Genomic DNA, 18,329 nt, shown 5'->3' on the forward strand with positions numbered 1-18,329 from the left:
GGGGGGCCCCGGGGGGGGTTTCGGCGGGGGGGGGCGGGGGGGGGGGGGCTGGTTGTCCTGGGGGGTTACCCCCAGTGCGGGGGGCCCCCGGGGGGTGCGCGGCCGGGGGGCCCCCCCGGCGCTCGGCTCGTGTCACCCCTTAATGACCATGGCGACGCTTCTCCTATCCCTTATAGGAGTCAGAAAGTCACGACATACCGCCATACTCCGCTTACAGATGGTTACAAAAGGGGCGGGCAGATTCGGGCCCGCATCGGAGTCCACCCGCAAAACACTCGCCCCGGCATTGCCTTATCGTGTTCGCATGTAACACCCCAGATTGGGCAGGGGACGGCTCCGGCGAATGCGCCACGGAGGGCCGGGAGGCTCCACCGGGGGCCACGATTGTCCCCACCCGGCGAAATCACCGGACAATCCGCGCCTGCCGCGGTCATTAGATTGCGAGATCGCCGGGCGGGAGGCACCCTTCGCGCCGGAGCCGCCGGGCGGCCGAACCCGGCGGATCTCGGCGAGTTCGCACCGGAGGGCAGAGATAATGGCGGAGGTTCGCCGGCACGTCAAGTGGCCGGTACCGGCGACATTATTTTTCGGATTGGCATGGGCGCCAACTCCCGGCATACCCGGCGCCTCGGTGTCCCGGACCCGGGAAGCTCTTGAGAAGCGGAGATCGGCCGCGTACGGCACGGGTTATGCGGGGGAAAGGCACGCCCGGCCGGGACGCCGCGCCGGGCCGTGGTTTTCCCGGGAACTTCACGGGCACGGCCGTCGTCGCGGCTAACACACGGGGCCGGTAAGGAATAGTGCTCATCCAGACAAATTCGCTGAAGTCAGCACTACCTGGCCCGAATGACGGCCACGGCACGGTCGCGCCCGGGAGGCGAGACCCCGCAGGCCAGGCGCGTGGGCCTGCGGACGAGAGGAACCGCTCTCGGGCCGCCGCAGACACTCGGGCGGCCATTGCCCGGTGCGAGCACGGCCGCCACAAAGGCGGTCCGCTAGAGAGATCCAGGCGGAGGATCACGTGCTCGTCGGGCGACTAATCCGGGCGCGACGGGTTAATCATTCACTGTGCCGCTTCGTACTGGGCCACGATGTGCGAGGCGATCCGGCCACGCTCGCTGACGTTCAGCCCGTGTGCCTTGGCCCAAGCCCGGATCTCCGAGCTTTTGTCGCGAGAGGGCCGCTGGGGGGCGCCTCGCTTGCGACCCCTGGCGGGGGCACCCTCGGCGCGACGGGCGCTGGAGACGAAAGGCGAAAGAGCCTCGCGCAGATTGCTGGCGTTTTTGTCGTTCAGATCGATCTCGTAGCTGGTGCCGTCAATCGCGAAGACCACGGTCTCTTTTGCTTCGCCGCCATCCAGGTCGTCGATGAGAAGCGTCTGGATCTGTGTCGCCATCTCCCACTCCTTTCACAGAGCTTAGTTTGACACCTCAAGAATATACCCGGTTTCCGTCGCTTCCCACGCGGAGAACAGTGCGACGGATAGGCGGCCTCATGGCGTAACTCCGCCGATTCCGGCGAACCTCCCGTTTATCGGAGCGCGGAGCCGTCTGTCATCGAACCGGCGATCACGCGTCGGACCGGAAACTGGTCCGAGCACCACATGCACGCAGGGCCGAACATAGCGCGGACTACAGCTATTCAGGGTCAGGACGGCGTTCTTCCGTCAGAAGGGGGCGGCGAATAGGGGATGACTCACCTACAGCCCGGGGTGAGGCGCCGGGGCGCGAAGGCCCTCCGCCGCGGTGAGGCCCGGCCGCCGTCACCGGCGTGTCGCGGAGTGCGGCGGCCTCGGTCGCGGGGGCGCCCGAAAGCCCCTCCGGCCTGACGAAACGCCGCCCACGACCATCCTCGCCGTCTCCGGGCGCCCGTACAGTTGCGTCCATGGGCATGGTCAAGACCGTAGGGCTGGTGCTGCACCCCCAGCGCGACTCCAAGCAGGCCATCGACACGATCGTCGAGTGGGCGCGCGACAGGGCCGTCACGGTGCTCGGCCTGCCCGCCGAGGTCGGCCGCATCGACTGCAACGCCGTGGCGGTCGACTCCGCCACCCTGGTGGAGCGCGCCGACCTGCTGGTCAGCCTCGGAGGCGACGGCACGATGCTGCGCACCATGCGGCTGGTCTGCGGCCGGTCCACCCCCGTTCTCGGCGTGAACCTCGGCAAGCTGGGCTTCCTCGCCGAGATCGACGTCGACGAGCTGCCACCGGCGCTCTCGGCCATCGACAGCCACGCGTTCACCGTCGAGCCCCGCATGGCGGTGAGGGGCACGCTCCCGGGCGGCACGACGGTCACCGCGTTCAACGACATCGCCCTGGCGCGCATACCGGGCGACCGGCTCTCCGCGGTCGCGATCTCGGTGGAGGGCCAGCCCTTCGTCCGGTACGCGGCCGACGCGGTCATCGTGGCGACGGCCACGGGGTCGACCGCCTACAACTTCTCCGCGGGCGGCCCCCTGGTCTCCCCTCTGGTCGAGGGGTTCCTGGTCGTCCCCGCGGCCGCGCACTCGTCGTTCAACAGGGCCCTGGTCCTGTCGGCCGACGAGGAGGTGACCCTGGAGCTGCTCCCCACCAGCGGCCGGCTGGCCGTCGAGGTCGACGGCTCGGTGGCCGGGAGCATGTCGCCCGGCGACCGCCTCACGGTGACGGCCGTGCGCTCGGCGGGCCAGGTCGTGCGGCTCGGCACCACCACCTTCTACGAGCGGGCCCGGCGCAAGCTCCGGGTCAGCGGCAGCGCCGAGGTCGACTGAGCGGCGGGCACGATCTCCGTATGAGCGATCTCACATGCGCGTCAGCGCCCGCCGCAGGGCCGCCAGCCGGCCGGCGGCGGCCCTGCGGCTGAGCTCGGCGTCCGGGACGAACGCGTCGAAGCCGTGGAAGGCGCCCGGATACATGTGGAACTCGGTGGACACGCCCGCCTGGACCAGCCGCCGGGCGTAGTCGGCGCACTCGTCCCGGAAGACCTCCAGCTCCCCTACCTCGATGTAGGCGGGCGGGAGCCCCGACAGGCCGGCCGCCCTGGCCGGCGCGGCGTACGGTGACACGTCCTCGGTGCCCATCGCGTCCCCCAGCAGAGCCGTCCACGCGAACACGTTCGCGTCGCGGTTCCACGCCAACGCCTCGGCGAACTCGCGGCTGGACGGGGTGGTGCCCCGGTCGTCGAGCATGGGAGAGCTCAGCAGCTGGAACGCGACCTGCGGGCCTCCCCTGTCGCGTGCCAAAAGGACGGTGCCCGCCGCGAGCCCGCCTCCCGCGCTCGCCCCGCCCACGGCGACGCGTTCGGGGTCGATGCCCAGTTCCTCGGCGTTCTTGACCGTCCAGACCAGACCGGCGTAGCAGTCCTCGACCGGCGCCGGATGCGGGTGCTCGGGGGCCAGCCGGTACTCCACCGACACCACCGCGCAGCCCACGTCCCGGACGTAGCCCGCCATCCTCGCGTCGTCCATCTCCACCAGCCCGAGGACCATCCCCCCGCCATGCATCCAGTACAGGCACGGCAGCGGTTCGCGCGTCTTCTCGGGGCGGTAGAGGCGCACCCTGATGTCGGGGTCGCCGTCCGGCCCCGGCACCATCCGGTCCTCCACGAAGAGCCCGGGCGCGGCGATGGGCGGCATCGCGGCGAACGCGGCGCCCATCTGGCGGCGCAGGCCCGGCAGGTCCGCCGGTGACATGCGGGCGAAGTCGGCGGGCGGGAGGAAGGCGTGCTGGAGCCCCGCGGCGAGCTCGGGGTCGATATTGGGGTGAAGCGGCATGTGGTGCACCTCGTGGGATGTGTGGCATGACTGCAGGGCGGTACACCGGAGCATGTGCCCCGGGCCGCCTCTCGCCACAACCGCGACAGGACGACGATGACCTGCTGTTTCCCGTTCAATCAGCACCGGCAGGCCGACCGTCGCCACACACCGGAGAACTCCGGCGTCCCGATCCTGAGCCCGGTGAGGGTCAGGACCGGGACGCCGGGACGTTCCGCCCGCGGCCGTCAGGCCCGGCGGGTGGGACGGGCGCGCCTCTCCGCCAGGCTCAGCAGCCCGGCCCCGGCCATGGTCGCCGCTCCCACCGCGATGAGCACGGCCGGGCGGCGGGAGATCTGGTCCGCCACGCCTCTCAGCGTCCCGGGAACGAAGTCGCGGGCCGTCCCGGTGCCGTGGGCGGCGGCCCTCGCCGAGTGCGAGGCGGCCCCGCGGAGCCTTTCGGCCATCACGGAGGCCTTCTCCCTGGCGACGACCTTCGTCTCGGCCATCTTCTGCTGCGCCCGCGCCTTCACGTCGACCTTCTGCGCCAGCGCCTCGACCGTGCGGCCGAGGTCCTCGCGGGTGCGGACGATCTCGTCACGCAGCCGGTCCTCCTCCGATACGCGCATCTCGTGCTTCCTTTCACGCGGTACCTCAGGGCGGGCCCTGCGGGGTGTCTCGGACAGACCGGCAAGCGGGTCGCCCTTGCCGTGGCTGACCACGGGTTTGACGTACGGCTTCGGGGGCGCGTGGACCTCGGGGACGTTGAGCGACGGCCCCGCGGACTCGGGGGTCGCCGTTCCCGGCTCCTGCCGGTGCATGCCCACCTCTCCGGCGGTGGGCCGGTCCGGGGCTCCGGCGGGGTCGGTCTCGGTCATCGGTGCGCACTCTCCTTCACTGCGTCGACGTCGGCCTTGAGGCTCTGGATGGCCTGTTCGGGAAGCGGCGGCGTGGCCTTGGCCACCTGCTTCTTACCGGTCACGGCGAGAACGGCCGCGATGATCAGCAGCGCCACCCCCACGATCACGGCGGCGATCCACGGCGTGAGCACCTGGGCGATCAGCAGGATCACCGCCGCGACCAGCGCGCCGCCGCCGTACAGGGCGACGACTCCGGCGCCGCCGAGCAGTCCGGCGCCCCGCCCCGCCCTCTTGCCCTTGCGGGTGAGCTCCATGGTCGCCAGCCGGATCTCGTCCCGGACGAGCCGGGACACCTCCTCGGACAGGTGCCTGATCAGCTCGGCGGTCGATTGGGAGGCGTACGGGTTGGCGATCGCCCGGGCTTCCTTCAGGTCGGTCATGGCGGTTCCCCTCTTGTTGCCCCGGCCCCGGCGGACAGCGCCGGACGGGAGCGGCTATGAACGGCGGAGCAGGGCGATCACCGCCCGCTCCACGCCACCGTGGGTGGCGAGCTGCCCGAAGCCGGCGTCGGCGCCGAGCTCGGTGAGCGCCCTCTCGATGGTCTGGCCCCTCTCGTAGGACTTGATGACCCGCGGGTCGACGTAGGAGGCCCGGGCGACGGCCGGCGTGTTGCCCAGGTAGTCGGCGACCTCGTTCATGACGCGGCTCACCGCCCGCTTCCTGCCGGTGCGGTTGCGCGCACGCGAGGAGACCGCGAGGCCCACCGCCGCCAGCACGGTCGCGTGCCAGGTGCGGAAGTCCTTGGCCGACACCTCGAAGTCCAGGGTCTCGCGCAGGTAGGAGTTGATGTCCTCGCTGCGCACGTCGACCCACTGCCCGCCGTCCTTGTAGCGCAGCAGCTCGCAGTCCTCCCCCGACCTGTGCAGGGAGGTGACGACCTGGCACACGTCCGCGTCGACCAACTCCACCTCCCGCCTCTTGCCGCCCTTGGCCGGGTAGACGCAGGTGACCAGCCCCCTACCGCAGGTAACGTGCTCCATGCGCAGCGTGGCCAGCCCGTACGAGTCGTACTCCTCGCCGCCCACCCGGAAGAAGCCGATGTCGAGCATCCGGGCCGCGGCGGCCAGCACGCGCTCGCGTGTCAGGCCGCGCCCCTGGAGATCCTTGTCGACGCGCTCGCGGAAGGCCGGGAGCCGCCGCGCCATCTCGCACACACGGTCGAACTTCGCGCGGTCCTGCTCCTCCCGCCACACATCGTGGTAGCGGTACTGGCGGCGTCCTGCCGTGTCGGTGCCGACCGCCTGGATATGGCCGTCGGCGGAGCGGCAGATCCACACCTCTCTCCACGCGGGAGGGATGCCGAGCGATCTGATCCGCTCCACGGCGCGGCGCCCGGTCACCGGTCTGCCGTCCGGCCACTCGTAACTGAAGCCGCGTCCCCGGCGCCTGCGGCGGATCCCCGGTTCGGCGGGGTTGCTCTGCCGCAGTTCCACCGTCACGTGGCTCCCCCTACCCGCGCCGCGCGCCGCAAACAGGACGACCCGCCCCGGAAGGGCGGCGGACCTGCTCACACAGCGGGTGTGGCGGGCACACCGCCACACCCTGAGGCGGCCCCCTCACTACCTCGTGGGCATCTTCCGGGTCCCCACCGCCATGGCACCCAGCCCGAGCAGCAGGATGATGATGCCGGTGATGACGTTGTTCCAGATCGACCCGGTCGTGTGCGATCGAATGATCCAGGGTGACAGGATCGTCCAGACTCCCAGGATCGGTACGATCCACGTCAGCCCGTAGGTCCGGCCGAAGGCCGACGCGAACCCCAGAGCGAGAGCGGCCAGCGCCAGCCCGGTGACCATGTTGCTCACCGCGAGCCGGGACAGGCCGTTGAACCCCACCACCCATGGCGATATCGCAAGGTAGAGCCCTGCGAGAAGCGTCAGCCCATCGATCACCTGTGCGGCCGTGCTGGAACCCGCACGTTCGTACTTGGCCCGCATCGCGACAATGTCGGGATGCGCCTCCAGGCCGGTCGGTCTGGTCATGACCTCACCGCCTTCCGATTTCCTATGCGGAACGGATCAATGTCGCCATACCCATGCGGAGAGCTAGGTCACGGTGATCTGTGCAAAATGATGGCCGATCATCCGAATTGTCCGGTATGCCCGAACCGGGCGTGATCCGGGCGTGAGCCGGGCCGGAAGGCCGCATCACGCCCGGTCGGGGCTCACCTGGATCCGCTGGTCAGGTACCGTACACGTTGAGATCCCACAGGGAATAGCCGTACGGCGACAGCGCCCGCTGGGTGCCGTACACGCGCACGTAGCGCCCTGTGCCGGTGACGGTGAGGTCGTCGACGCCCCCGTCACCGCTGGTGGTGGAGAAGACCGTCGTCCAGGTGGAGTTGTCCGGCGAGGTCTGCACCTGGTAGGCCCGCGCGAAGGCGGCCTCCCAGTTCAGCCTGACCCGGTTGATCGAGTGCGACGCGCCGAGGTCCACCGTGATCCACTGCGGATCGGTGTACGCGCTGCCCCAGCGGGTGGCCGCGTTGCCGTCCACCGCGTTCGCGCCGACCAGCACGTTTGCCGTCCTCCACGCTGGAGACCGTGGTGGGGCGGCCCCGCGCGAGGTCGCTGGTGCCGGTGGGAGGCGCGCTCACACCGGGACCGGTGAAGGTGTAACTGTCGATGTCGTACAGGGCGTTGGTGCCGGTGTTGACGCCGCTGAACACGATGTAGAGGTCGTGCGTGCCGTCGTCGGGCTTGGTGACCGGCGCGGTGAGCTCCACGTAGTTGTCCCAGCCGCCGGTGCCGGCCACCGCGATGCGGGCGACCTCGGGGCCTGTCGGCGAGTCGAAGCGGAACGACAGGGTGCCGCCCGCGTTGGCCGAGGAGACGCGTGCCTTGATCCCGGTGATGCCCTTCAGGCTGACGGCGTGGTGCTTGACCCATTCACCGCTCTGGATGTCCCCGAGCCGCTTGCCGCCCTCGGCCGCGGCCTGGTCGACGACCTTGGGGCCGTTGAGCTGGACGTAGTGCTCGGCCTGCCACTGCTTGGGCCAGAGCGTGATCTCCTTCTCCCCTGTGAGCGCCACGGTGCCCGAGGCGCCCTTGTCGGTGTAGGAGGAGCGCATGACGAAGAACTGCACCGCGTCGAGCCCCGCGTGGATGGGACCGGTGTTCACGGTGAACCCGCAGCCGGTGCCCTGTCCCTCCTCGTGGGCGTGCTCCTGGTGCCCGAGGGCGGCCCGGATGACGACGCTCGCGCAGGGCACGGTGCCGTCCTGGGGGTCGGTGGCCCCCGCGGTCGCGGTCAGGTCGTCGCCCCAGCTGTAGGTGCCTCCGGCGGGAAGGCCCGACAGCGAGAGCGTCGGGCGGTTGTTGCCCACGACGACGGGGACCAGCGCCGTTCCGCTGTGTCCCGTGCCGTCGTTGACCGTCAGCCGGGCCCGCTTGTCGCCGTTGGTGGTGTAGATATAGGAGGGGTTGGCCGCCGTGGAGTCGGTGGTCCCGTTGTTGTCGAAGTCCCAGGCGTAGGTCAGCGGGTCGCCGTCGGGGTCGGAGCTGCCGGCGCTGGAGAAGGCCACCGTGAGCGGGGTCAGGCCGTTGTCCTTGTCGACCGAGGCCACCGCGATCGGCGAGCGGCCTCCCTGGACATAGTTGATCTTGTACAGGCCGGCGTCCGCCGCGCCGGAGAAGTAGCCGCTGCCGTACTCCAGCAGGTACAGCGAGCCGTCGGGGCCGAACTCCATGTCGATCGGGTGGACGAGGTTCATGCCCGCGAGGACCGGGTCGATGACGGTCGGGGTACCGGTTGACGGGTTGCCGTTGTTGAACTGGACCTCCTTGATCCAGTTACGGCAGTACTCGGAGATCAGCCACTTGTTGTCGTAGTAGGCGGGCCACTTGTTGGGTGAGTTGAGGCTCGCGTTGTAGTGGTAGACCTCGGTGTGGTTGGGCGATCCGCAGCCGCCCGGGTTGTCCAGGGCGGGCCATTCCTTGCTGCCGCCGTGCTGCTCCCAGACCAGCGCGGGCTTGGTGGCGGGAAGCTGCTGAAGGCCCGTGTTGCGCGGCGAGTTGTTCACCGGTCCCGCCGAGCCCCCGCAGGGGAACCACCCGCGGGGGGCGTTGGCCGCGAAGTCCCAGTCGTTGTAGGCGACGTTCGGCCCTCCGCAGTACGGCCAGCCGTAGTTGCCCGGACCGGTGGCGCGGTTGAACTCGTCGTACGCCGCCGGACCCCGGTTGGCGATGGTGGCCCCGGCGTCCGGTCCGACCTCTCCCCAGTAGAGGGTGTTGGCCGCCTGCTTGTCGACCCAGATCCGGTAGGGGTTGCGCGTGCCCATGATGTAGATCTCGGGCCGGGTCTGCGCCGTGCCCGTGGGGAACAGGTTGCCCGCCGGGACGGTGTAGGTGCCGTTGCTCTCCGGGTGGATCCGGTTGATCTTGCCCCGGAGGTCGTTGGTGTTGCCCGCCGTGCGCTGGGCGTCGTACTGGGGGCTGCGGCTCGTCCGCTCGTCGATCGGCGCCATGCCGGCCGAATCGCCCCCGGAGTTGGTGTTGTCCCCGACGGCGAAGTACAGGTTGTCGTTCGAGTCCCACGTCATCGACCCGGCCGAGTGGCAGCACAGGTCGCGCTCGGTCGGCCACTCGATGATCATGTCCTCACTGGCGGGGTCGAGGACGTTGGTCGAGGTGTTGAAGGTGAACCGCGAGATCCGGTTGACCAGCGGGGTCACCTTCGGCGAGTAGAAGAGGAACACCCAGCGGTTGGTGGCGAACTGCGGGTGCAGGGTGATGCCGATGAGCCCGTCCTCGAACCGGGCGTCGAGCTGGAGCGTCAGGGCGACCGTGGTGGCCTTGGTCGACGGGTTGTAGAGACGTACCTGGCCGCCGCCGGAGGTGGAGCCGCGGTTGATGTACAGGACCTTGCCGTCGGGCAGCACCGACAGCTCGATGGGCTCGCCCATCGACAGGCCGCCGTCCAGCTTCACCTTCTCGAAACCGCTCGTCGGGGGCGGGGCGAGGGCGATGGACGAAGACGACGCGGACAGGGACGAGGGGGTGGAGGCCGAGGCGCTGGTGGTGCCCGCCGCTCCCGCCGTGGCGGTGGCGACCAGGGCGAGCACCACGGCGCCGACGACCTTGCGAAGGCGCGCTGAAGATGGCACGAAGACTCCAGGGGGGTGTGAAGGCCGGGGGTTCGGCTGCTCAGCTGCCGTAGACGTTGAGGTCCCAGAGGGAGTAGCCCCACTGGGTGGCCCGCTGGGTGCCGTAGATCCGCAGGTAGCGGCCGGTTCCGGTGACGGCCACGTCGTCGGTGCCGCCGTCCCCCGTGGTGGTGGAGTAGATCGTCGACCAGGTGGTGTTGTTGGGCGAGGTCTGGATCTGGTAGGCCTTCCCGTACGCGGTCTCCCAGGTCAGCTTGACACGGTCGATCGTGCGCGTGGCGCCGAGGTCCACCGTGATCCACTGCGGGTCCGAGTAGGCGCTGCCCCAGCGGGTCGTGGCGTTGCCGTCGACGGCGTTGGCGCCGGCGTGCGGGCTGCCGGGCTCTACGCTGGAGACCGTGACCGGGCGGCCCCGTGCCAGGTCGGTCACGGCGACGGTGTCCTGCTTGATCCGGATGTTGCGGTAGTTGATGTCCGCGCCGTCCCCGTCGTTCTGCACGCCGATGTACCCGTTGGCGATGGCCCGGGTGCTCGTGTAGTCGTTGATCTTGACGCCGTTGAGGTAGATCTCGACCCGCTGCCCGTGCACGCCGATCTCGTAGGTGTTCCACGAGCCCGGCGGGTTGAGCGCCGCGGCGCGCAGTGCCGAGTCGGGCGCCTTGAAGCTGTAGACGCTACCCGTCGTGCGGGTCGGGTCGGCGTCGGTGGCGTCGATCTGGATCTCATGCCCGGCGTCGACCGGCTTCCACGGGTCCCCCTGCGGGTCGGGGAAGCCGATGAACACTCCGCCGTTGTCGTCGCCCGGCATCATCCAGTCGAGCTTGAGGGAGTAGTTGCCGAACGTGCTGACCGGGTACCAGAGCAGACCCATGCCCCCGAAGGAGGTGAGGGTGCCGTTCGCCAGGGTGAAGCCGCCGGGGCCGGCCTGCCGCCACTTGCTCAGGGTCGTCTGGGTGCCGTCGAACAGCGGGGTGTAGCCGGTCTCGGGCCGGCAGTCGGCCGGCTTGGCGCCCGCCGCGACCTGGATGCCGCCGAGCACCATCGTCGTGAAGGCCGGGTCGGCGTAGGACTCCTCGGTGTGCCCGAGGCCGGTGTACCAGGACCTGCCGCCGCCGTAGTTCTGGCACCAGGTGATGGGATGGTCGCCCATGGTGCCGCCCGTGTAGGACGTCTCGTCGAGGCCGGCCAGCACCTTGACGTTCGCGCGCGGGTTGGACCGGTAGTTGTACCACTCGTCGGTGCGGGTCCAGGTCGGCGCCAGGTGCGAGGTGGAGACGTTGGACCTGTCCTCCACGCGCACCGTCGCCTGCTGGGTCGCGGGGTGGGAGCTGAACCACGCGCCCACCAGGCCGCCGTACCAGGGCCAGTCGTACTCGGTGTCGGCGGCGGCGTGGATGCCGACGTAGCCGCCGCCCGCCGCGATGTAGGACTGGAACGCGGTCTGCTGGGCGGCGTTCAGGACGTCGCCAGTGGTCGAGAGCCAGACCACGGCCTGGTATTGCGCGAGGTTGGCCGTGGTGAAGGCCGCGGCGTCCTCCGTCGCGACCACCGTGAACCCGTTGGCCGTGCCGAGCCGCTGGATCGCCGCGATGCCGTTCGGGATGGACGAGTGCCGGAAGCCGGCCGTCTTGGAGAAGACGAGGATCTTGGTGAGGGGCGCGGCCGACGCCGCGACGGGGACGGACAGGATCCCCGTCAGCATGACGGCCAGCGCGAGCGCGGCCCGCAGGAGCACGCGGGACACGCGTGCGTGGAGGGGCGAGGGAGATTTGAGCCGGGGGGTGAGCGGATGCACGTCCATGACGGATTCCTTCGCGATGGGAGGAGCGCGCCGCCGCACCTGGGGGAAAGTCGAAAGGTTTGCCACGTACTTTCGCCGCTGTCGACGAAACTTTGGCATGTCCGAACGGAAGCGTCAAGCGTGTCGACACCGTCTGGACACATCGAAACCGGATAGACATCGGATCATTTAACAATGCGGACACATCCGATGTTCACCAGCTTCCCCACGACGCACCCTCGTGATCATTTGTCGCGACAACGTCGCTGGTGGCGGGGCATGTCACCGTCTGACGCTAGATTCCACCCACGAACACACCTGGCGGGAGGCCTCTTGACGTCCCAAGACATCCAATGTTAACTGCGCCTGACAGTCCTGAGGCGGTAGCGGTGCGATGGCTTTCGTGCCGGATGGCCATCGCCACTCGTCTCGGGGCCATGTTGCCGGAGAGGGGCCCGAGGGCCGAGCGAGACCGGTCGCCGATCACCGGTCACGCCGGTCAGGGCCCCTCTCCTCGCAGTCGACCGTCCGGCCGCCCCGGCGCGGGCGCGAACAGGGGTCCGCGCCGCGCGACGCGAATCACCTATGGGGACATATACGGCTAAATACCTTATTTGCTGCGGAAGGATTCACGCGGTGCGGCGAACGCGGAGATGGGCCGCCCGCGCGGACGCGAACGACCCATCGGCGTGAAGGCGTTTACCTGACGCCGGGGAGATTTCCGTAATATCCGGCGAGCCTCGCCCGGTACCCGGCGTCCTTGTACGCTTTCTGGTCGAACTCCGGGGCGTTCTTGATTTCCTGCTTGGTGCGGGCGACGTAGACCTTGCGGTCCGGCTGGTTGATCTGGGTGACGACGAGGGCGGGGAGGACGACCTTCTTACCGAAGATCCACGGCCCGGTGTCGACGACGATGTAGCTCTCGCCCACCACGTTGCTGGCCTCGTCGACGGACCCGATCTTGCCGTCCACGGCCTCCACGTCGAAGCCAGCGATGTCCATCGTCTGGTCGTGGCCGTAAACGTCCGGCCGGTATGTCCACAGGTTGTCACTGATCATTCTTTGGCTCCCTCTTCGCTGGTACACCGAAGGCCGTACGCCCACCGCTGAATCACCGCTTTCGGTGGGCGAAGGCACGGCTTCCGCTCCGCAATACTGTCGGTACCCGGACATGAAGGGCGCCACCTCAGCATGAGGTAAAGGCTTCAATTCCGCCGTCTCATGGCAATAGGGAAAGGCGTCGGTTCCCGTTCAGCAATCGCAGTCTCAGCACCAATCTGGCGCCACGGGGCGACGAGTACCGGCACCGCCGGGAGGCCCTCCGCGGCGTTTCCCACGCCTGCGACGGCACCGGCTCGTGACCCCGTTCCCCCACGACGAGGACTTCCCCGTGTCCACCCGCCCGGACGGCCATCCCGCCGGGTGGACACGGGGTTCCGCGTCTCCGGGCTCTCAGCACTGACCGTCCGCGACGACCCAGTAGCCGGGCCCGGTCTGCTTGAGCGTGTGGGTGGTGAAGGTGTTCCACAGCCCCATCGGGTCGTTGGAGCCGTTGGCGTAGGTCGAGCCGCCGGACTGGTGAGCCCGTCCGGCCGTGGTGTGGGCGTAGTTGCTGGCCGTCACGCAGACGGGCGGCACCGTCGGGGTGACGGTGGGGGTGGGGGTGACGGTGGGGGTGACCGTCGGGGTGGCGGTCGGCGTCGGCCCGGAGCCGTCCAGCCCGAAGAAGGCGGCGTCACGGTAGGCCGAGCAGATGCTGTCGAGGAAGTAGGCGCCGGCGGTCCCGCACTGGTCTGCGGCGCCGCCCGGGTCTACGGGGGTACCATGCCCCGCACCCGCGATCTTGTAGAGGCGCACCGCGTCGTTGCCGTACTTCTCCAGGGTCGTGCCGGCCGGTAGTGACTCGGTCGAGGCGGGCGTCTGCGAGACGCCGAGGACGTCGGTCCACTGGTCGCGCAGTTCGAGCCCGTTCTTCGGCACCACGACCGCGTCCGACTGCCCGTGCCAGATGGCGACCCTCGGACGCGGGCCCGTGTAACCGGGGTGGGCGTCGCGCACCAGGTCGCCCCAGGCCTTGGGGGTCTTGTCCACACCGGAGTACTGGCAGGTGGTGGTGGAGGCGGGCGGGGAGCAGCGGTACGGCAGGCCGGACACCACCGAACCGGCCGCGAACAGGTCGGGGTAGGTGGCCAGCATGACGGCGGTCATCGCGCCGCCCGCCGACAGGCCGGTGACGTAGACCCTCTTCGCGTCCAGGTGGTAGGTCTGGGTCGCGAAGCCGACCATCTGCGCGACGGAGAGCGCCTGGCCCTGACCCCTGGCGATGTGCGCCTCCTGGAACCACTGGAAGCAGTTGGAGGGGAACGTGCCGGAGTCGATCCGCTCGGGGAAGACCACGGCGAAGTGGTACAGGTCCGCGTACTTCTTCCAGCCCGAGTTGGAGTAGTAGTCGTTCGCCGTCTGGGTGCACCCGTGCATAGCCACGACCATCGGAGCGTTGGCGGGCAGGCCGTCGGGCCGGTAGACCCACATGTTCAGGCCGCCGGGGTTGGACCCGAAGCCGGTGACCTTGGTGAGGGAGGCCGCGCTGGCGCTGCCCATGGTCAGCTGGAGCGTCGCGACCAAGGACACCAGGCCCACCAGCAGCGTGAGGGACGAGTACAGGAAGCGCTTCATCTGACCGCTCCTTCCACGAGGACCGATCTCACGGGTGCCGCGAGACGGTGTGATGACCATCACACCTTTGGTCCACGCAAAGTTAGATCGCGCGTCGGGAAGCGGAAATGTGCGCGGCACCCACAATGCACCTGCCGCCTGTAGGCGGGGTGGACCCCGGCGGGGGGAAGGCCCTACCGGGCGGTCACAGCTCCCCGAGGATGCGCCGCAGGGTGGCGGCGGTCCTGGCGGGCGGCTCCGCCTGGACGCTGAGACTGTTCATGACGTCCCAGTAGTGCAGGATCTCCGCCGGCTTGTCGGGGTACACCGCGCTGACGAGCTGTTCGAGGTAGACCACGTCAGGAAGCTCGTGCGCGGCGAGGCGCAGGATGGTCACGGGGCCACCGCCCGCCGCGTGGCCGCCGGAGCTGAACGGCATCACCTGCACGGTGACGTTCGGCAGCTCGCTCATCTCAATGAGGTGCTCGATCTGCGCGCGCATCGTCGGCGCCCCGCCGACGAGCCTGCGCAGCGCCCCCTCGTCGATCACCGACCACAGCTTCACGGCACCCGGGCTGGTGAGGATCCGCTGCCGCCTCATCCGCAGGTCGACGCGGCGGTCGATGTCGCTCCGCGTCGCGGTGTGGTCGAGGCGGATGACGGCGCGCGCGTAGTCCTCGGTCTGCAGCAGGCCGGGGACGAACTGCACCTCCCACGAGCGGATGACGCTGGCCGCCTGTTCCAGCCCGATGTAGGCCTCGAACCAGGAGGGCACCACGTCGCTGTACACCTGCCACCAGCCCGGGGTGTTCGCCTGCTCGGCCAGGGACAGCATGGCCTGGCGCTCGGCCTCGTCGGTCACGCCGTACAGGGTCAGCAGGTCGGCCACGTCACGCGGCTTGAAGCCGGTGCGGCCCAGCTCCAAGCGGCTGATCTTGGTATCGGACGCGCGGATCGCGTAGCCGGCGGCGCTCCGGGTGATCTCACGGGCCTCGCGCAACCGGCGCAGCTGCGCTCCGACGAGCATCCGGAACACCGTGGGCCCGGCCTGCCGATGATCCAGGACGTGCTCGTCTTCCAGCTCACCCGCGGCCCGCAAAGCCCTCATGCGCCCTCTCCGATGCAGAACCCGAACACGCCTGCTCATCCCAAAGCCTCGCATCCCAACTTCGGTCATCACTGGCGGTTCGGGTTTCTTCAACCTGCCATCAGGAATCTAACCTAAGAGCGCTCGGAACGGGTCACCACTAGGGGTTCTCGTGCGTGTAGGGGTCCCCTCCTTCACGGGCTCACCCGCGCGGGAGCCGGGGCGTACGCGCCGAGCCCGCCCGCGCGGTGACGGCGGATCGCCGCGTCCAGGGACCACCTGCCCGGACCGAGCACGGCGACCAGGAAGAACGACCAGCAGAACAGGACGGCCAGCTCGCCGCCGTTGTTGAGGGGCAGCAGGGCCGCGGGCTGGTGCACGACGAAGTACGCGTACGCCATGGATCCGGACGACAGCAGCGCGCCCACACGGGTGGCGAGCCCGATGAGGACGAGCGTGCCGAAGACCACCTGGATGAGCGCGGCCCACCATCCGGGCCAGGTGCCGAACGGGATGGGCTGGCCCGTGCCACGACTTCCGCCGAACACGCCGAAGACCGACGCCAGCCCGTGGCACAGGAACAGCAGGCCCGTGACGACGCGAAACAGCGAGAGTGCCGGTCCGCCGAACCGGTCGACGTTCATGAGATCACCTCTTGGTCTGGTGGTGGGGCGCACCGGTCACCGTCACACGGGCGACGGTGACCGTGCGGGAGTGCGACCGGAGCCGCCCGGTTGGCGAGAGTGGCCGAACGGTCACGTTGAGTGACCAACGAGTGTAGCCGGGGACCCGACGGAGATCAGGGGTCGGGTACGCGCAGGTGGAACGGCGCACGTGCAGGGATCCGTGCGGCACGAGATCGGGAAACCGCAGAGTGCCTCTGGCCCGCGTCCGCGCGGGCTCTCGCCGGTGTCCGGAGCGCCGGGCCTCGTCGCTCCCTTGATCGGGGGGCCGGACGACGCCCACCCCAGAATCCGGTCTGGGGTACCCCTCGTCAACGACCCGGCGGCGCCCCTAGGGCGAGGGGACGTCGCCGCTCACGCGTGCGGGGCTCCCACCTGCGGCTTTCGCCGGACGGGAAGACCCGTACGTCCTTCCACGCCCGGAGGCCCGGTGAAAGTTTCCGGCCGGCTCCCCCTGGAGGCACGAGGATCCAGAAGATCCAAAAAGGCCACTTCCCTCGATGGGAAGCGGCCTTGCGGATGGTGGGCGATACTGGGATCGAACCAGTGACCTCTTCGGTGTGAACGAAGCGCTCTCCCGCTGAGCTAATCGCCCTCCTGTGCCGGAATCCCCGCTCGGAGGACCTTGCCCGACGGGGAAAACCATACCTCACTCTCGGGGGTGCTGGCGAAGCGGTCAGACAACTGGATCACGAAAGGTTCTCAGGAGTCCGGCGGCGTGGCGCTCTGTTGTCATAGCATCGTCATGCCCCATACTCATCCGAATCGCACCACTTATGATCTTTACCCCGAGACACCCGTAGATGCCCCGTAGGACGGCAGGAACGACACGCAAAACCCTTGCAAACAGGCGCCTCTAAGCGATGTTTGACCAGGTAGAGGCATAAATGTCGCGCTGTGATATGCGTTACAGAAGGGCTCAGGAGCGGAATCTCTCCTGGAGGTTCCTTCGTTTCGCAGACATAGCTCCGAGCGAAGTCCTTCAGAGCACCGCAACCCAAAGCCCCGCGAGGGGACCCACCGACGAAAGGTTTGGCTGACGATGAACGCCACCGTCTCTGCCGAGCTGGGCCTTCGACTTGTGGTCCCCGACCGTACCACCGTCCCCCTGCTGGCAGGCCTGAGCTATACGGCCGACGATCCGTACGCCATCAGGATGGCCTTCCACGTGGGGAACGACGAACCGGTCGAGTGGATCTTCGCCCGCGAGCTGCTGACCGTGGGCATCGTCCGGCGGGTGGGAGACGGCGACGTCCAGGTGTGGCCCGCGCGGGCCGACGGCGAGCGCACGCTGAACATCAGCCTCACCTCGCCCTTCGGCCAGGCGCTCTTCGAGGTGCCGCTGCCACCGCTGACCGAGTTCCTGCACCGCACGTACGACCTGGTGGCCGCCGGCCGCGAGACCGACTTCATGGACCTCGACGACGAGCTGTCGAACATGCTGTGGAGCTCCTGACCGAAGACCGGGCCGGATGCCCGATGGTCCCCTCCGGGGGCGTACGCCTTGTCACTTCATGAGCTTCCGCATTCTTTCGACCTCCACGCGCTGGCCGGAGGCAACATCCTGGGCCATCTTCCGTATGGTCTGGTCGGTACCGCCAGAGAGCTCCTCCCCCGCCATCTTCACCGCGCCCTCGTGATGTCTGATCATCAACCGCAGGAGCAGCGCGTCGAAAGCGGCACCGCGCGACGAGCGCAACCGGTTCATCTCCCCCAGGCTCGCCATGCCGTACCCCTCCTCGCCCGGCGACGCCGCGTGCGCGGGGTGCTCCGCGGGCACGGCTCGGCCGAGCGCCAGCAGCCAGCGCGACATCACGCCCACCTCCGGCCGCTGCCCCACCGCGATGCGCTCGCAGATGCGCAGGACGCCGGGGGTCGAGGTCCGGGAGGGAGCGAGGTCCGCCATCTCCAGGGCCTGCCGGTGGTGCGGGATCATCCGCTCCGTGAACAGGACGTCGGCGGCGGACGGCCGTGACTCCGACCGGCCGACGTGCTCACCCGGCGTGGCCCTGCGTCCGGCGTCTCCCGGCGCGCCCGGGATGATCACCGGGGCGCCGCCGCCCGCCACGATGGGCGAGCCGTGCCCGGGATCCTCGCTCGTGCAGCCCGTCAGCAGGGAAGCCAGCCCGGATCCCAGCACAACCGTTACAAAAAGCCCGCACGTGCGGCGCCGGATCACCATAGCTTCCATACTGGGGCACATTCCCAAATTCACCGGATAACAGGGGGCATTGTGGGCACGTGGCGGATCGGGGCGTTCGCTTCTCTAGCGGGCGTGGTTCTCCTTCTCGGGGGCTGTGCCGGTGATCCGGCACCCGCCCCCGCGGACTCGATAGCGTCGTCGTCCCCCGAGGGCTCCACATCGGACGGG

Annotated in this window: 15 protein-coding genes, 1 tRNA gene and 1 pseudogene; 2 read left to right on the forward strand and 15 right to left on the reverse strand. The window is 69.2% G+C overall.

All coding sequences use genetic code 11. The features are described 5' to 3' along the window. Window positions 1-1,063: 1,063 nt before the first annotated feature. Entirely contained in the window at window positions 1,064-1,396 is a 333-nt protein-coding gene (locus tag AB0O34_RS26545; protein ID WP_363919775.1) for an Lsr2 family protein, read from the reverse strand. Between the two features lie 488 nt (window positions 1,397-1,884). On the opposite strand from AB0O34_RS26545, the gene AB0O34_RS26550 reads away from it, so the two are divergent. Further along, a complete protein-coding gene (locus AB0O34_RS26550) occupies window positions 1,885-2,748 on the forward strand; it encodes an NAD(+)/NADH kinase (protein WP_363919777.1) in 864 nt (287 codons plus the stop codon). Between the two features lie 30 nt (window positions 2,749-2,778). Here the strand turns inward: AB0O34_RS26550 and AB0O34_RS26555 are convergent, their stop codons facing one another. From AB0O34_RS26555 to AB0O34_RS26615, 13 genes and pseudogenes are all read right to left on the reverse strand, one after another. After that, window positions 2,779-3,750, reverse strand: coding sequence for an alpha/beta hydrolase (locus AB0O34_RS26555; RefSeq protein ID WP_363919779.1), 972 nt, complete (start codon window positions 3,748-3,750; stop codon window positions 2,779-2,781). A 227-nt stretch (window positions 3,751-3,977) separates the two neighbouring features. Continuing rightward, the gene (locus tag AB0O34_RS26560; protein ID WP_363919781.1) at window positions 3,978-4,607 is read right to left on the reverse strand and encodes a DUF3618 domain-containing protein; all 630 of its coding nucleotides are present in this window, start codon (window positions 4,605-4,607) and stop codon (window positions 3,978-3,980) included. After that, a complete protein-coding gene (locus tag AB0O34_RS26565) occupies window positions 4,604-5,029 on the reverse strand; it encodes a phage holin family protein (protein ID WP_363919783.1) in 426 nt (141 codons plus the stop codon). Before AB0O34_RS26565 ends, AB0O34_RS26560 begins: the two co-directional genes overlap by 4 nt. A 54-nt stretch (window positions 5,030-5,083) precedes the next feature. Next, complete coding sequence (locus AB0O34_RS26570; RefSeq protein ID WP_363919785.1) at window positions 5,084-6,088, reverse strand: DNA topoisomerase IB; 1,005 nt, start codon at window positions 6,086-6,088, stop codon at window positions 5,084-5,086. Between the two features lie 120 nt (window positions 6,089-6,208). Further along, window positions 6,209-6,631, reverse strand: coding sequence for an SPW repeat protein (locus AB0O34_RS26575; RefSeq protein ID WP_363919787.1), 423 nt, complete (start codon window positions 6,629-6,631; stop codon window positions 6,209-6,211). 199 nt (window positions 6,632-6,830) lie between these two features. Beyond that, window positions 6,831-7,166: a discoidin domain-containing protein gene (locus AB0O34_RS26580; protein WP_363919789.1), complete on the reverse strand. Its 336-nt coding sequence runs from the start codon at window positions 7,164-7,166 to the stop codon at window positions 6,831-6,833. A gap of 100 nt (window positions 7,167-7,266) precedes the next feature. Next, a pseudogene (locus AB0O34_RS26585) lies at window positions 7,267-9,552 on the reverse strand (PQQ-dependent sugar dehydrogenase); the annotation flags it as partial. 241 nt (window positions 9,553-9,793) lie between these two features. Continuing rightward, entirely contained in the window at window positions 9,794-11,554 is a 1,761-nt protein-coding gene (locus AB0O34_RS26590; RefSeq protein ID WP_363919791.1) for a ThuA domain-containing protein, read from the reverse strand. 678 nt (window positions 11,555-12,232) lie between these two features. After that, a complete protein-coding gene (locus AB0O34_RS26595) occupies window positions 12,233-12,592 on the reverse strand; it encodes a PRC-barrel domain containing protein (RefSeq protein ID WP_363919792.1) in 360 nt (119 codons plus the stop codon). A 393-nt stretch (window positions 12,593-12,985) separates the two neighbouring features. Further along, window positions 12,986-14,209 (reverse strand): PHB depolymerase family esterase, encoded by a 1,224-nt coding sequence (locus AB0O34_RS26600; protein ID WP_363919794.1) that lies wholly within the window; start codon window positions 14,207-14,209, stop codon window positions 12,986-12,988. Between the two features lie 184 nt (window positions 14,210-14,393). Beyond that, complete coding sequence (locus AB0O34_RS26605; RefSeq protein WP_363919796.1) at window positions 14,394-15,296, reverse strand: helix-turn-helix transcriptional regulator; 903 nt, start codon at window positions 15,294-15,296, stop codon at window positions 14,394-14,396. A gap of 173 nt (window positions 15,297-15,469) precedes the next feature. Further along, window positions 15,470-15,919: a DoxX family protein gene (locus AB0O34_RS26610; RefSeq protein WP_363919798.1), complete on the reverse strand. Its 450-nt coding sequence runs from the start codon at window positions 15,917-15,919 to the stop codon at window positions 15,470-15,472. A 559-nt stretch (window positions 15,920-16,478) separates the two neighbouring features. Beyond that, window positions 16,479-16,553, reverse strand: a tRNA-Val gene (locus AB0O34_RS26615). A 447-nt stretch (window positions 16,554-17,000) separates the two neighbouring features. On the opposite strand from AB0O34_RS26615, the gene AB0O34_RS26620 reads away from it, so the two are divergent. Further along, window positions 17,001-17,414 (forward strand): SsgA family sporulation/cell division regulator, encoded by a 414-nt coding sequence (locus AB0O34_RS26620; RefSeq protein ID WP_358552562.1) that lies wholly within the window; start codon window positions 17,001-17,003, stop codon window positions 17,412-17,414. 51 nt (window positions 17,415-17,465) lie between these two features. Here AB0O34_RS26620 and AB0O34_RS26625 read toward each other — a convergent pair whose 3' ends face one another. Then, a complete protein-coding gene (locus tag AB0O34_RS26625; protein ID WP_363919800.1) occupies window positions 17,466-18,098 on the reverse strand; it encodes a DUF305 domain-containing protein in 633 nt (210 codons plus the stop codon). Between the last annotated feature and the right edge of the window lie 231 nt (window positions 18,099-18,329).

The organism is Sphaerisporangium sp. NPDC088356, from assembly GCF_040685555.1.
Classification (GTDB): Bacteria; Actinomycetota; Actinomycetes; order Streptosporangiales; family Streptosporangiaceae; genus Sphaerisporangium.